7 protein-coding genes and 1 tRNA gene are annotated in these 15,199 nt (G+C 69.7%); 7 read left to right on the plus strand and 1 reads right to left on the minus strand.

Translation table 11 applies throughout. The annotated features are described in order from the left end of the window. Nucleotides 1-357: 357 nt before the first annotated feature. The 3 genes from ACFYY2_RS26215 (at nucleotide 358) to ACFYY2_RS26225 (ending at nucleotide 1,734) form a co-directional block, all read left to right on the plus strand. Nucleotides 358-430, plus strand: a tRNA-Thr gene (locus ACFYY2_RS26215). A gap of 159 nt (nucleotides 431-589) precedes the next feature. Beyond that, entirely contained in the window at nucleotides 590-1,123 is a 534-nt protein-coding gene (locus ACFYY2_RS26220; protein WP_388747135.1) for a DinB family protein, read from the plus strand. 140 nt (nucleotides 1,124-1,263) lie between these two features. Next, a complete protein-coding gene (locus ACFYY2_RS26225) occupies nucleotides 1,264-1,734 on the plus strand; it encodes a hypothetical protein (protein ID WP_388747139.1) in 471 nt (156 codons plus the stop codon). A gap of 68 nt (nucleotides 1,735-1,802) precedes the next feature. On the opposite strand, the gene ACFYY2_RS26230 is transcribed toward ACFYY2_RS26225, so the two are convergent. Beyond that, nucleotides 1,803-4,430, minus strand: a complete 2,628-nt coding sequence (locus tag ACFYY2_RS26230) for a SpoIIE family protein phosphatase (protein ID WP_388747142.1) — start codon at nucleotides 4,428-4,430, stop codon at nucleotides 1,803-1,805. 403 nt (nucleotides 4,431-4,833) lie between these two features. Between ACFYY2_RS26230 and ACFYY2_RS26235 the strand changes: the two genes are divergently transcribed. The 4 genes from ACFYY2_RS26235 to ACFYY2_RS26250 all read left to right on the plus strand — a co-directional run bounded on the left by ACFYY2_RS26235 (nucleotide 4,834) and on the right by ACFYY2_RS26250 (nucleotide 15,126). Further along, complete coding sequence (locus ACFYY2_RS26235) at nucleotides 4,834-10,266, plus strand: HAMP domain-containing protein (protein ID WP_388747145.1); 5,433 nt, start codon at nucleotides 4,834-4,836, stop codon at nucleotides 10,264-10,266. A 284-nt stretch (nucleotides 10,267-10,550) separates the two neighbouring features. Further along, nucleotides 10,551-11,231, plus strand: coding sequence for a two-component system response regulator (locus tag ACFYY2_RS26240; RefSeq protein ID WP_388747148.1), 681 nt, complete (start codon nucleotides 10,551-10,553; stop codon nucleotides 11,229-11,231). Nucleotides 11,232-11,340: 109 nt separating this feature from the next. Then, nucleotides 11,341-14,112 (plus strand): DNA translocase FtsK, encoded by a 2,772-nt coding sequence (locus ACFYY2_RS26245; RefSeq protein WP_388747155.1) that lies wholly within the window; start codon nucleotides 11,341-11,343, stop codon nucleotides 14,110-14,112. 213 nt (nucleotides 14,113-14,325) lie between these two features. After that, nucleotides 14,326-15,126, plus strand: coding sequence for a helix-turn-helix domain-containing protein (locus ACFYY2_RS26250; protein WP_388747158.1), 801 nt, complete (start codon nucleotides 14,326-14,328; stop codon nucleotides 15,124-15,126). Nucleotides 15,127-15,199: the final 73 nt, after the last annotated feature.

Genomic DNA, 15,199 nt, shown 5'->3' on the forward strand with positions numbered 1-15,199 from the left:
GGGGGGACCCTGTGGGAGAGTAGGACGCCGCCGAACAATTATTCCGGGAAAGCCCCGTGCCCTTGTGGCACGGGGCTTTTCTGCGTTCCCGGACCTCGGACGGCCGGTGCCCCCGGTGCCCTGCGTGCCTCCTGTGTGTGCTGCGTCCTCGTGATCGATGCCGGCTGCCGCAGGGGGACACTGCCCTGTGGGAACACCGCCCTGCACCGCCCTGGAACCGATCCGCCTGCCGGGGCCTGAGGAGCGCGCTCCATGAGGCAACACCACGCCGGCCACCGGCGACAGACACTGCGTCAGGACGGTTTTGATCACCCCCTCGTTCGGGGTATGCTTTACCTCGTTGCCGCAAGGCAGCAGGCCCCAATAGCTCAGTCGGTAGAGCGTCTCCATGGTAAGGAGAAGGTCTGCGGTTCGATTCCGCATTGGGGCTCGACAAAGAAAAGGCCCCCGCCATTGGCGGGGGCCTTTTCTTTGTCGGCAGGAGTCAAACTCTGACGCAAGCCATGGACGACCTCGACGAGTGCAGGTCGCGGCTCCCGCGCCGGCTCCCCTGCTTGAACCTGCCCATCGCGAGAGGCACTGTGGGCGCATGGCGTGGACAGCACCGGGCGTCGTCCGGACCGTGGAGCTCGGGCATCTGGGGATCCTCCCGGAGCGTCAGATGCTGGAGGGCTGGCTGCAGTGGCACCGGGAGACGCTCCTGGCCAAATGCGCTGGGCTGGACTCGGCGCAGCTGGCCAGGACGACCGTGAAGCCGTCCGCGCTCACTCTCCTCGGCCTTGTCCGTCATATGGCGGAGGTCGAGCGCTGGTGGTTCCGGAGGAGTTTCGCGGGCGAGCCGCTCGGCGACGTCTTCACAGGCCCGCAGGACGGAGACGAAGGGCTCGACGGAGTCGAGGCCGCGGACGCGGCTCAGGCGTTCGCATGCTTCCGGACCGAGCTCCGCCTCTGTGACGCGGCCGCCGCCGGACGCGACCTCGACGAGAGGTTCCGGTCGGCCCAGGGGGCGCCTCTCACCCTGCGCTGGGTCTACGTACTGATGGTCCAGGAATACGCCCGGCACAACGGCCACGCGGACTTCCTGAGGGAGCGGACGGACGGGGCGACGGGGGACAACGGCTGATCCCCCCGATCGCCCCGGACAGGCCGGCGCCCGGACGGCCGGTGCACCGGGACAAGCGCGGGGCTGCGGCTCCTCGCCCTGGACGGTACCCAGGACGAGCAGCGGCGAGACCGGGCAGCGAACTCTTCTATGCTCTGGCCGTGGATGGATATCAGGGCCTGACTGCATTGATCGAATCGGCCTGGGAGGGGCTGAACGGCTCCGATGCGGGCCGCCGGGACCTCTGCCTCGATGTCGTCAGCGACGTCCTGGAGACAGGCCGTCTGGCGCAGCACGACGTCGAGCGGGCCGTCGGGCGTCTCGTCACCGTCGCGCTCTCCGGCGAGAGTTACGAAGTGCGGGAGTCCGCGCTGCACGCAGTCTTCACGGCCTCCACGTACTACGCACTTCCCTACCGAGTGGTGGAGCCGCTCGCAGCCGGGGCGGACGGTTTCGAACCCTTGCTCCTCGGCTACGTCCTGTCCGTCCTCGGCTGTACTCACGACCTGGCAGCGCTGCCGATCGTCGAGCGGTTCCTCCACCACCCCTGCTCCGAGGTCCGCCGGGAGGCCTCGGATGCGGTGACGGAACTCCACTGGCACCGCGAGTCGGGCCAGGACAAGGCGCCGTAGTTCCTGCGCCTCAGCGGTTCAGCCGTCGAAGCAACTGCATCGGCCCGCACGCGCCCCCGGCGACACACCTAGAAGTTCTGCGGCTCCGGGACCCGCATGGCCAGGATGGCCATGTCGTCGGAGGCCGGCTCCGCGGCGAAGCGCTCGACCGCCCGCAGGATGCGTCCGGCCACCGCGCCCGCCGTCAGGCCAGTACACGTGGCGAGGACCTCCGCCAGGCCGTCGTCGCCCAGCATGCGGGTCCCCTCGCGGCGTTCGGTGACCCCGTCCGTCACGCACAGGAGCACGTCGCCGGGGGCGAGCGTGACCTCCTCCTCGTAGAGGTCGAGGTCCTCGATGACCCCCAGCAGCGGCTGCGGTTCGGCCGCCGCCTCGACGGAGCCGTCCTGGCGCAGGCGCAGGGGGAGCGGATGGCCGGCGCAGACGACCTTCAGGAGGGCGCTGCCGTCCTCCTGCGGCCACAGCTCGCCGTAGAGCAGCGTGAGGAAGCGGCTGCGGGCGCCCTCGTCCAGGATGGCCGCGTTCAGTCGCTCCAGCACCGCCGGACCGCCGAAACCCTCGCGGGCGAGCAGACGAAGGGCGTGCCGTGCGAGCCCCGTCACGGCCGCGGCTTCCGGACCCGTGCCGCAGACGTCGCCGATGGCGAACCCGTAGGCGCCGTCGCGGATGGGGAAGACGTCGTAGAAGTCGCCGCCGACCTCGTTGCCCTCACCGGCGGCCCGGTAGATGACCTCGATCTCGACATTGGGCACGTCGGGCAGGCCGGGCGGCAGGAGGCTGCGCTGGAGGGACTGGCTGATGGCCATGCGCTCCGAGTACAGGCGGGCGTTGTCGAGGGCCAGAGCGGCCCGTCTGGACAGGTCCTCGGCCAGTTCGAGGATCTCCTGGCGGAAGTGCTCGTCGGACGGTTTGCCGAGTGTCAGCATGCCGATGACGCGGTTGCGCGCCACCAGCGGCAGTACCACGGTCTCGCCTCCGACGGCCGCGGCCGTCGCCAGGGTGGTACGGGCTGCCGCGCCCATGCTCAGCGGGGCGTCCCGGCCGAGCGTGCGCTTGGACGTACGCAGCGCAGCCGCGTGACCGGCCTCCGTGGGCGCCGGCCAGATGCGGGCCCCGGGGGCGGGGACGGGATCCGGCGGGCTGATCGAGGACAACAGCGCCTTCAGGCCGTCGATGCGTTCCTCGTCCTCGTGGAGCACGTACGAGAGGTAGGGCTCGGACGCCTGGTCCGCGATGGTGTACACCGCGCACCACGTGGCCAGGGTGGGGACGGTCATCTGGGCCATGAGAGCCAGTGTCTGGTCCCTGTCCAGGGTGCCGGCGAGGAGGTCGGAGGCCTCGACGAGGAAGGACAGCGAACCGCGGCGCAGGCGTTCGAGCTCCCCGAGCCGCGCCGACTCGACGGCGAGCGCGATGCGGTCGGCGGCGAACTGCAGCCGCAGGGCCTCCTCGTTGGAGTACCGGCCCGCTGCCTCCGCCGATACGCCGAGGGAGCCGGTGAGACGGCCTTCGACCTTGAGCGGCACCGTGACGACCGAGCGCATTCCCGTGTCGCTCAGCAGGGGTACCGCGCCCGGCACGACGGTGAGGTCCTCGTGGACGGCGGGCATGCGCGCGGAGCCGTAACGCCCCGTTCCCGCCTCCACGGGAACCCGTGCGAAACGCTGGCGGGCCGAGGGCAGGCCCGTCGTCGCGCGGACCTCCAGCTCCGTCTCGTCGTCGGTGGCGAGCAGCAGGAACGCGGCGTCGGCGTCCAGCATGTCGCGGGCACGCTCGACCGTGCGCTGCAGCAGCCCGTCGAGGTCGTCGGGGGCGGGGGAGCCGATGAAGATCTCGAAGGGGTCCGTACTGCGGTTCTCGGCCGAGGTGTCGGAGACGGGGGCGCGCACCGGGGTCTGGAGCACGGCTCGCTCGTAGTCGCGCACCAGGAGACAGACGGTGGACGGTTCGCCCTGCGCGTCCCGGACTCTGAGGTGCGAGGCGTAGACCGGGATGACACGGCCGTCCGCGCCGCGGATGCCGTAGCTGCCCTCCCACCGGGAGAGGCGCAGCGCGTCGGCGATGCCCGTGCTCGTGCCCGGGGTGTGCGGCCACGCCACGAAGTCGGTGAGCTGCTTGCCCTCGACCTGCTCCGCCGCGTGTCCGAAGAGGAAGGATGCGTCCTCGTTCCACGAGGCGATGGCACCCGGGCCGTCGGTCTGGACGACGGCCACCCGGACCCGCTGTTCCGCGACGGGAAGGAGGGCGGTCGGCAGGACCGGGCTGGCCGAGCGGACGCCGACGGGGCGTTCGGGAAGGTCGAGCTGGAACCAGACGTGCTTGTGCGTCGGCGTGTACTCGACGCCCCAGCGGGTGGCGAGAGCGGCGCAGAGCAGCAGGCCGCGACCGCCTTCCCGGTCCGGGCTGCCGAAGTCGAGGCCGGAGCTCTGGAGCGGCACCTCGCGTTCCGGATAGTGGTCGGCGACCTCCACGCGTACGCCGTCCTCGGTGCGCAGGCAGAGCACGTCGGCGGCGGTTCCCGCGTGCACGACGGCATTGGTCACGAGTTCGCTCGTGAGCACGACGGCGTCGTCGACGACGTCCGTGTAACCCCACCCCTGGAGGGTGTCGCGTACGAAGGCGCGGGCGGTCGCGACCGAGCGTCCGACCGGATCGAAGGTGGCAGCCGCGCGCGCGGTGATCACAGCACTCCCCATATGGTGTCTCGTCGCTTCCCCGAGTCCTGTGCCCGTTTCTCGCCGCTTCGATTCGCCTGCCAGGCTAGACGCTCGCCTGGTGTCCCGTGTACACGAGGGCGGACTTGGGGTACGCGGACCGCCCGCCGGGTGTGCGCCGGGCGCACGAATCCGGTCCTCCCCGTGAGGGAAGTGGGACGACCGTGGGACTTTCCCCGCACGTGGCTTGCGGCCTGGTACGTTTCAACGATTTGACGGCCGCATGGTCACCCGTCGACGGTGTGCTGTGGCGGTGAGCCAAAGTGGAACTGGGCAAGCTTCCAGAAACGGCCCGAGCGATACGGTCAACCCCTGCGGGAGGGACACGGTGGAGTCTGGCGTGGCGGCGCGGGGTTCAGGAACGCGCACAAAAGGCGGGCAGCCCGTGAAAAAGCAGCGCAATGGGACCATTGACGTGGACGCGGCAGCCCTCAACAGACTGCTCGCGGCCCTCGTGGCGATGCGTGACGGCAACTTCCGCAGGCGGCTCACCGTCTCCGGCGACGGCGTGCTCACGGAGATCGCGGCGGTCTTCAACGAGGTGGCCGACCGCAACCTGCACCTGACGGGCGAGCTCGCCCGTGTGCGGCGTGTGGTCGGGCGGGAGGGCAAGCTCACCGAGCGCCTGGAGACCGGGGCCTGCGAGGGCTCGTGGGCGGCGGCCATCGACGCGTCCAACGAACTCGTCGACGACCTGGCGCGGCCGGTCTCCGAGGTCGGGCGAGTGCTCTCCGCGGTCGCCGACGGTGATCTCGACCAGAGGATGGAGCTGCGCACCCACGCGCCCGACGAGACGGTGCGTCCGCTGCGGGGCGAGTTCCTGAAGGTCGCCCGCACGGTCAACAACCTGGTCGACCAGCTCTCCGCGTTCACCGAGCAGGTGACGCGGGTCGCCGTCGAGGTCGGCACCGAGGGCAAGCTCGGCGGTCAGGCCCAGGTGCGGGGCATGTCCGGGTCGTGGAAAGACCTCACCGACTCCGTGAACACCATGGCGTACCGCCTGACCGCCCAGGTGCGAGACATCGCCCTGGTGACGACGGCGGTGGCCAAGGGCGACCTCTCGCGCAAGGTCACCGTCCACGTGGCCGGTGAGATGCTCCAGCTCAAGAACACCGTCAACACGATGGTCGACCAGCTGTCGTCGTTCTCCTCGGAGGTGACCCGGGTCGCCCGTGAGGTGGGCACCGAGGGGGAGCTGGGCGGACAGGCGACCGTGCCGGGGGTGGCCGGGGTCTGGAAGGACCTGACCGACTCCGTCAACACGATGGCCGGCAACCTCACGTCCCAGGTACGCGGCATCGCCGAGGTGACGACGGCCGTCGCCAACGGCGATCTGTCGCAGAAGGTCACGGTGAGTGCACGCGGCGAGGTCGCGCAGCTCGCCGAGACGATCAACCAGATGACCGAGACGCTGCGCACCTTCGCCGACGAGGTGACTCGCGTGGCGAGCGAGGTCGGCGGCGAGGGTCTGCTCGGCGGGCAGGCGCAGGTGCCCGGGGCCGCCGGTACCTGGAAGGACCTCACCGACTCGGTCAACACGGTCTTCCGGAACCTGACGACCCAGGTGCGCGACATCGCGCAGGTGACCACCGCGGTGGCCAGCGGTGACATGACGCAGAAGGTCACGGTCGACGTGGCCGGGGAGATGCTGGAGCTGAAGAACACCGTCAACACGATGGTGGACCAGCTCCAGGCCTTCGGTTCGGAGGTGACCCGGGTCGCCCGGGAGGTCGGCGTCGAGGGCCGTCTCGGCGGACAGGCCGAGGTCCCCGGGGCCGCGGGGACGTGGAAGGACCTCACCGACTCGGTGAACACCGCCTTCCGCAACCTCACCGGTCAGGTGCGCGACATCGCGCAGGTGACGACGGCCGTCGCCAACGGTGATCTCTCGCAGAAGGTCACGGTCGACGTGGCCGGGGAGATGCTGGAGCTGAAGAACACCGTCAACACGATGGTGGCGCAGCTCTCCAACTTCGCCGACCAGGTGACCCGGATGGCGCGCGACGTGGGCACGGAGGGCCGGCTCGGGGGCCAGGCGCGTGTCGACGGCGTCTCCGGCACGTGGAAGGAGCTCACCGACTCCGTCAACTTCATGGCCGGCAACCTCACCTCCCAGGTGCGTCAGATCGCCCAGGTGACGACGGCCGTGGCGCGGGGTGACCTGTCGCAGAAGATCGACGTGGACGCGCGGGGCGAGATCCTGGAGCTGAAGAACACCATCAACACGATGGTCGACCAGCTCTCGGCGTTCGCCGACCAGGTGACCCGGGTGGCCCGCGAGGTGGGTACGGACGGCCGCCTCGGCGGCCAGGCGCAGGTGCCCGGTGTGGCCGGGGTGTGGCGTGACCTGACGGACTCGGTGAACGGCATGGCCGGGAACCTCACCGCCCAGGTGCGCAACATCGCCCAGGTCGCCACGGCCGTGGCGCGGGGTGACCTGTCGCAGAAGATCGACGTGGACGCCCGGGGCGAGATCCTGGAGCTGAAGAACACCCTCAACACGATGGTCGACCAGCTCTCGAACTTCGCGGAGCAGGTGACCAGGGTCGCCCGTGAGGTGGGCACGGAGGGCATCCTCGGCGGCCAGGCGGAGGTGCAGGGGGTCTCCGGCACGTGGAAGGACCTCACCCAGTCCGTCAACGGCATGGCGAACAACCTGACCCTCCAGGTGCGCAACATCGCCGAGGTGACGACGGCGGTCGCGAAGGGCGATCTCTCCAAGAAGATCACCGTCGACGCCAAGGGCGAGATCCTCGAACTGGTGACGACGGTCAACACGATGGTCGACCAGCTGCTCAACTTCGCCGACGAGGTGACGAGGGTGGCCCGTGAGGTGGGCACCGAGGGCATCCTCGGCGGCCAGGCGCGGGTGCGGGGCGCGACGGGCATCTGGAAGGACCTCAGCGACAACGTCAACCTCATGGCCAACAACCTCACCAGCCAGGTGCGGAACATCTCCCGGGTGTCGTCCGCCGTGGCCAACGGCGACCTGACGAAGAAGGTGACCGTCGAAGCGCGGGGCGAGGTCGCCGAGCTCGCCGACACCGTCAACACGATGGTGACGACCCTGTCCTCGTTCGCCGACGAGGTGACGAGGGTGGCCCGTGAGGTGGGCACCGAGGGCGAACTGGGCGGCCAGGCACGTGTCCCGGGTGTCTCGGGCACGTGGAAGGACCTCACCGAGTCGGTGAACTCCATGGCCTCCAACCTGACCGGTCAGGTGCGCCAGATCGCCACGGTCACCACGGCCATCGCCAAGGGCGATCTCACCAAGAAGATCGACATCGACGCGCGCGGTGAGATCCAGGAGCTCAAGAACACCATCAACACGATGGTCGACCAGCTCTCCTCGTTCGCCGAGCAGGTCACCCGGGTCGCCCGTGAGGTGGGTACCGAGGGCCAGCTGGGCGGGCAGGCACGTGTCCGGGACGTCGACGGGACCTGGCGCGACCTCACCGAGTCGGTGAACGAGATGGCCGGGAACCTGACCCGACAGGTGCGCGCCATCGCGGCCGTCGCCACCGCGGTGACCCGCGGCGATCTGAACCTGAAGATCGACGTGGACGCGGCCGGCGAGATCCAGGTGCTGCAGGACAACATCAACACGATGATCGCCAACCTGCGGGACACGACCCTGGCCAACAAGGAGCAGGACTGGCTCAAGGGCAACCTCGCGCGCATCTCCGGCCTGATGCAGGGCCGCCGCGACCTGGACGACGTCGCCTCCCTCATCATGAGCGAGCTGACCCCCGTCGTCTCGGCCCAGCACGGCGCCTTCTTCCTCGCCATGACCACCGGCGAGGCCGACGAGGTCGGATCGGACAGCGGCAGGGAGAACTCGTACGAGCTCCGCATGCGGGGCAGTTACGGCTACTCGGCCGGCTCCATGCCGACCTCCTTCCGGCCCGGCGAGACGCTCATCGGCACGGCGGCCGAGGAGAAGCGGACGATCCAGGTCGACAACGTGCCGCCGGGGTACCTGAAGATCTCCTCCGGTCTGGGCGAGGCACCGCCCGCACACGTGATCGTGCTGCCGGTGCTCTTCGAGGGCCAGGTGCTCGGCGTCATCGAGCTGGCCTCCTTCCAGCCGTTCACGCACATCCAGCGGGACTTCCTCAACCAGCTCGCCGAGATGATCGCCACGAGCGTCAACACCATCAGCGTCAACACGAAGACCGAGAAACTCCTGGAGCAGTCCCAGGAACTCACCGAACAGCTCCGGGACCGTTCCCAGGAGCTGGAGAACCGGCAGAAGGCACTCCAGGCGTCCAACGCCGAACTGGAGGAGAAGGCCGAGCTGCTGGCGCAGCAGAACCGCGACATCGAGGTGAAGAACACCGAGATCGAGGAGGCGCGGCAGGTCCTGGAGGAGCGCGCCGAACAGCTCGCCGTCTCGATGCGCTACAAGTCCGAGTTCCTCGCGAACATGTCGCACGAGCTGCGTACGCCGCTCAACTCGCTGCTCATCCTGGCCAAGCTGCTCGCGGACAACGCCGAGGGCAACCTCTCGCCGAAGCAGGTGGAGTTCGCCGAGACGATCCACGGGGCGGGTTCCGACCTGCTCCAGCTGATCAACGACATCCTCGACCTGTCCAAGGTCGAGGCGGGCAAGATGGACGTCAGCCCGACGAGGATCGCCCTGGTCCAGCTGGTCGACTACGTCGAGGCGACGTTCCGGCCGCTCACCGCGGAGAAGGGGCTCGACTTCTCCGTACGGGTCTCCCCGGAGCTGCCCGCCACGCTGCACACGGACGAGCAGCGGCTGCTGCAGGTCCTGCGCAACCTCCTGTCGAACGCGGTGAAGTTCACCGACAGCGGGGCCGTCGAGCTGGTGATCAGGCCGGCCGGGGCGGACGTGCCGGACTCCATCCGGGAACACCTGCTGGAAGCCGGTTCGCTGCGGGACGCCGACGGCGACCTGATCGCCTTCTCCGTGACGGACACCGGCATCGGCATCGCGTCGAGCAAGATGCTGGTGATCTTCGAGGCGTTCAAGCAGGCGGACGGCACGACCAGCCGGAAGTACGGGGGCACGGGCCTCGGCCTCTCCATCAGCCGGGAGATCGCCCGGCTGCTGGGCGGCGAGATCCACGCGGCGAGCGAACCCGGGCGGGGTTCGACCTTCACGCTCTACCTTCCGCTGCACCCCAGCGAGTTGCCCCCGCAGGGCTATCCGCAGACGGTGCCCGGCACCGTCGAGGCGCGCGGTGGTTCCGCCGACGGCGTCCTGCGCCTGGAGGCCTCGCAGCCCGGCGGCACCGAGCAGCCGCTCGGCGATCCGGCCAACTCCGCCGGGGTGTTCCGGCGCAGGCGCAAGGCGCTGGGAGGCGCGTCGCAGCGTCCCGCCCTGGCGAACGGCAGGTCCGGCGAGCAGGCCACGACGCCGGATGAGTGGGTCCAGGGCCCGCAGGAGAACCAGGAGCCGCGCAGGACGTTCCGGTTCCAGGGCGAGAAGGTGCTGATCGTCGACGACGACATCCGCAACGTCTTCGCCCTGACCAGCGTGCTGGAGCAGCACGGACTCTCGGTGCTGTACGCGGAGAACGGGCGCGAGGGGATCGAGGTCCTCGAGCAGCACGACGACGTGACGATCGTCCTGATGGACATCATGATGCCCGAGATGGACGGTTACGCGACGACCACGGCGATCCGGAGGATGCCGCAGTTCGCCGGCCTGCCGATCGTCGCGCTGACCGCCAAGGCGATGAAGGGCGACCGCGAGAAGGCGATCGACTGCGGGGCCTCGGACTACGTGACCAAGCCGGTGGATTCCGATCACCTGCTGTCGGTGATGGAGACGTGGATGCGCGGCGAGTGACGGGACGGGGACCGGTTCCCCGGCATCCGGACCGGCTCCCCGGCATCCGCGGCCGGCTCCCAGGCATCCGCGGCCGGCACCTCCCCGAGGGGTGTGAGTGAGCGGATTCCGGGGAACCTTCTGGTCTTCGACCGCGTTTTCGCTGTGTGCACAGTGACATCGCGGTGACAGGGTGTGGTGATGGGTGGGGTGCAGCTACCATGACCGGCACAAGGACGGACGGCGTAAGAGAGTCGTCCTCTGGGGCGGAACCCGGTGCGATGCCGGGGCGAGGAGGGCGGGCCATGGTGCAGAAGGCCAAGATCCTCCTGGTCGATGACCGGCCGGAGAATCTGCTGGCGCTGGAGGCCATCCTCTCTGCGCTCGATCAGACACTGGTGAGGGCATCGTCAGGGGAGGAAGCGCTCAAGGCGCTGCTCACGGACGATTTCGCGGTCATTCTGCTGGACGTGCAGATGCCCGGGATGGATGGATTCGAGACGGCCGCGCACATCAAGCGCCGGGAGCGGACCCGGGACATCCCGATCATCTTCCTGACGGCGATCAACCACGGTCCGCACCACACCTTCCGGGGTTACGCGGCGGGTGCGGTGGACTACATCTCGAAGCCCTTCGACCCCTGGGTGCTCCGTGCCAAGGTCTCGGTCTTCGTCGAGCTCTACGTGAAGAACTGCCAGTTGCGCGAGCAGGCCGCACTGCTGCGGCTCCAGCTCGAAGGCGGCGCGCACCAGGGCGCCGACGAGAAGGAACCGGCCGGTCTTCTCGCCGAGCTCTCCGCGCGGCTCGCCGCCGTCGAGGAGCAGGCCGAGGCGCTCTCCAAGCAGTTGGACGATGATTCGGCGGATGCCGCCGCCGTGGCGACCGCGGCCCACCTGGAGCGCAAGCTCACCGGGCTGCGCCGCGCGCTGGACGCGCTCGAGCCGGGCACGGGCGGCTCCGGCGCCGCGCTGCCCACCCAGAGCTGACCCGAGCCTGTTGACGGCGCGTCAGCCGGGCGCCCGCGCAAGGCGACACGGACGGGTGAAGCAGTAGGCACACGTGTCCACCGGCGTCGACACCGGTAACCTCAGTCACATGGCCTCACGTACGTCCGGCAAGGGTTCCCTGGGCACGGCGGGCACCGCGAAGCGCCCCGGCCGTACCCAGGGACCGGCGAAGAAAGCCGCGCCAGTCAAGAAGGCGGCGGCGAAGAAGACGGTGCCCGCGAAGAAGGCCCCCGCCCGGAAGGCGGCGGCGAAGAGGCCCGCGCCCAAGCCCGCACCGTCGCCCACCGGGGGTCTCTTCCGGCTCGTCCGCGCGCTCTGGCTCGGCACGGCGCACGCCGTGGGCGCGGTCTTCCGCTCCATAGGGCGCGGTGCGAAGGGACTTGACCCCGCACACCGCAAGGACGGCCTCGCCCTCCTGCTCCTCGGACTCGCCCTCGTGGTGGCCGCGGGTACCTGGTCGCATCTCAAGGGGCCCGTCGGCGACCTGGTCGAGATGCTCGTCACCGGGGCGTTCGGACGCCTCGACCTGCTGGTGCCGATACTGCTGGGCGCCGTCGCCGTACGGCTGATCCTCTATCCCGAGAAGCCCGAGGCGAACGGGCGCATCGTGATCGGGCTCTCGGCGCTCGTCGTCGGAGTGCTCGGCCAGGTCCACATCGCCTGCGGCTCGCCGGGCCGGGACGACGGCACTGCCGCGATGCAGGATGCGGGCGGGCTGATCGGCTGGGGTGCGTCCCAGCCGCTCGTCTTCACGATGGGTGAGGTCCTCGCCGTCCCGCTGCTCCTCCTGCTCACCGTCTTCGGGCTCCTCGTCGTCACCGCCACCCCGGTCAACGCCATTCCCCGCCGACTGCGGCAGCTCGGCGAACGGCTCGGCATCCTCGACCCGGTGTACGCACCCGGTGAGGAGGACGGGAGCGACGACGAGCGGTACGACGAGCAGTGGCGCGACGGTCTGCCCGAGCGCACGCGCAAGGCCGTGCGCGGTCCGGACGGCGACGGCGAGTACGACCCGGACGCCGCCGAGGGGGAGGCCCTGGCCAAGCGGCGCCGTCCGCGCAGGCACTCGGCCCAGCCCGCCATGAACCGCGGCATGGACGCCGTCGACGTGGCCGCCGCCGCGGCCGCGGCCCTGGACGGAGCGGTGCTCAACGGCATGCCGCCCTCCCCGGTCGTCGCCGACCTGACCCAGGGCGTCTCCGCGGACCGCGAGCGGACCGGGACCCCGGTTCCCGGAGCCCGGTCCGCGGAGACGCCGCGTGCCGACGGCGAGAGCACGCGGAAGCCGGGCCCGTCCGGCGGCGCGGTGCCCGACCTGACCAAGCCCGCCCCCGAACGCACCGGGGCGCTGCCCGCACGCGCCGAGCAGCTCCAGCTCTCCGGCGACATCACCTACTCCCTGCCCTCGCTCGACCTCCTGGAGCGCGGGGGGCCCGGCAAGACGCGGAGCGCCGCCAACGACGCCGTGGTCGCCTCACTGACCAACGTCTTCACGGAGTTCAAGGTCGACGCGGCGGTCACCGGCTTCACCCGCGGCCCGACGGTGACCCGCTACGAGGTGGAGCTCGGTCCGGCGGTCAAGGTCGAGCGGATCACCGCCCTCACCAAGAACATCGCCTACGCGGTCGCCAGTCCGGACGTGCGGATCATCTCGCCGATCCCCGGCAAGTCCGCCGTGGGCATCGAGATCCCCAACTCGGACCGGGAGATGGTCAATCTCGGTGACGTCCTGCGCCTCGCGGACGCCGCCGAGGACGACCACCCCATGCTCGTCGCGCTCGGCAAGAACGTCGAGGGCGGCTACGAGATGGCCAACCTGGCGAAGATGCCGCACGTCCTGGTCGCCGGCGCGACGGGTTCCGGAAAGTCCTCGTGCATCAACTGCCTGATCACCTCGGTCATGGTGCGGGCGACCCCGGAGGACGTCCGGATGGTGCTCGTCGACCCCAAGCGGGTCGAGCTCACCGCCTACGAGGGCATCCCCCACCTCATCACGCCCATCATCACCAACCCGAAGAAGGCCGCCGAGGCACTGCAGTGGGTCGTGCGGGAGATGGACCTCCGCTACGACGACCTCGCGGCGTTCGGCTACCGGCACATCGACGACTTCAACCACGCGGTGCGCACCGGCAAGGCCAAGGCGCCCGAGGGGAGCGAGCGCGAGCTCTCGCCGTACCCGTATCTGCTGGTCATCGTCGACGAGCTCGCCGACCTCATGATGGTCGCCCCGCGCGACGTCGAGGACTCCATCGTCCGCATCACCCAGCTGGCCCGTGCCGCCGGCATCCATCTGGTGCTCGCCACACAGCGTCCCTCGGTCGACGTCGTCACCGGCCTGATCAAGGCGAACGTGCCCTCCCGGCTGGCCTTCGCGACCTCCTCGCTCGCCGACAGCCGGGTCATCCTCGACCAGCCCGGCGCCGAGAAGCTCATCGGAAAGGGTGACGGACTGTTCCTGCCGATGGGAGCGAACAAGCCGACCCGCATGCAGGGCGCCTTCGTCACCGAGGACGAGGTCGCGGCAGTCGTGAAGCACTGCAAGGATCAGATGGCACCGGTCTTCCGCGACGACGTCACGGTCGGCACGAAGCAGAAGAAGGAGATCGACGAGGACATCGGCGACGACCTCGACCTGCTCTGCCAGGCGGCCGAACTGGTCGTCTCCACGCAGTTCGGCTCGACTTCGATGCTCCAGCGCAAGCTCCGGGTCGGTTTCGCGAAGGCCGGCCGGCTGATGGACCTCATGGAATCACGCAACATCGTGGGTCCCAGCGAGGGTTCCAAGGCGCGCGATGTCATGGTGAAGCCGGACGAACTCGACGGGGTGTTGGCCGTCATTCGTGGGGAAACCGCTTCGTAAGAGTTTTGCGGGCAACCGTTTCGCCCCGTCGTACGTCAAGTTGAAGAAGGGAGCAGAGGGATGATCCGTCCTGCGCTCCACCCCCTGCCCTGCCCAAGGGGCTGCCCGGCGAACCCGATGGCGTACAAAGCCGTCTCTCCCGGTTGCCCCACCCTTTCGTACCACCCCTAGACTGGACATCCAGCAGGTGGCTCACGCTCGAAAGGCGCCCCCGTGTCCATCGGCAACTCTCCCGAAGACGACCGGCCTTCGATCGGTCGCGCGCTTCACCAGGCTCGTATCGCCGCAGGTCTTACGGTCGAGGAAGTCAGCAGCTCCACCCGGGTGCGCATCCCCATCGTGCACGCGATCGAGGAGGACGACTTCTCGCGCAGCGGCGGCGACGTCTACGCACGCGGCCACATCCGTATGCTCGCCCGCGCCGTCGGGCTGGACCCCGATCCGATGATCGAGCAGTTCGACGCCGAGCACGGTGGCCGCCCCGCGCCCACCCCCGCGGCGCCCCTGTTCGAGGCGGAGCGGATCCGGTCCGAACCCCGTCGGCCCAACTGGACCGCGGCCATGGTGGCCGCGATCGTCGCCGTGGTCGGCTTCGTCGGCTTCACGCTCTTCAACGGTGACGACGAGGGGCCGGGTGCGACGCAGGTCGCCGAAGGCTCGACCCCCGACAAGACCACTCCCAAGCCCACCCCGTCCAAGCCCGCCGATCCCAAGCCCGCCCCCTCCGAAAGCGCCATCGCCGCCGCTCCGCGCGACAAGGTGACGGTCAAGCTGAGTGCCACCGAGGGCAAGAGCTGGATCTCGGCCAAGGACCACAACGGACGCCTGCTCTTCGACGGGCTGCTGCTCGAGGGCGACTCCAAGACCTTCCAGGACAAGGAGCGGGTCGACCTCGTCCTCGGTGACGCCGGCGCGATCGAGCTCTTCGTGAACGGCAAGAAGGTCGAGGACCAGTTCGAGCAGGGCCAGGTCGAACGGCTTTCCTACACCAAGGGTGACCCCGAGGCCGGCTGACCTCACCACCCCTCGTCCCGCCCATCGGTGGGTGTCCGGCGACCCTGCCGGGCACCCACCGATGCCGTTCGCC

Source organism: Streptomyces sp. NPDC001822, from assembly GCF_042892135.1.
In the GTDB taxonomy this organism is placed as follows: domain Bacteria; phylum Actinomycetota; class Actinomycetes; order Streptomycetales; family Streptomycetaceae; genus Streptomyces.

Coding starts and splice junctions, on each gene's coding strand:
- ACFYY2_RS26220 (WP_388747135.1), top strand. CDS start 590: ATGGCGTGGACAGCACCGGGCGTCGTCCGGACCGTGGAGCTCGGGCAT.
- ACFYY2_RS26240 (WP_388747148.1), top strand. CDS start 10,551: ATGGTGCAGAAGGCCAAGATCCTCCTGGTCGATGACCGGCCGGAGAAT.
- ACFYY2_RS26245 (WP_388747155.1), top strand. CDS start 11,341: ATGGCCTCACGTACGTCCGGCAAGGGTTCCCTGGGCACGGCGGGCACC.
- ACFYY2_RS26230 (WP_388747142.1), bottom strand. CDS start 4,430: ATGGGGAGTGCTGTGATCACCGCGCGCGCGGCTGCCACCTTCGATCCG.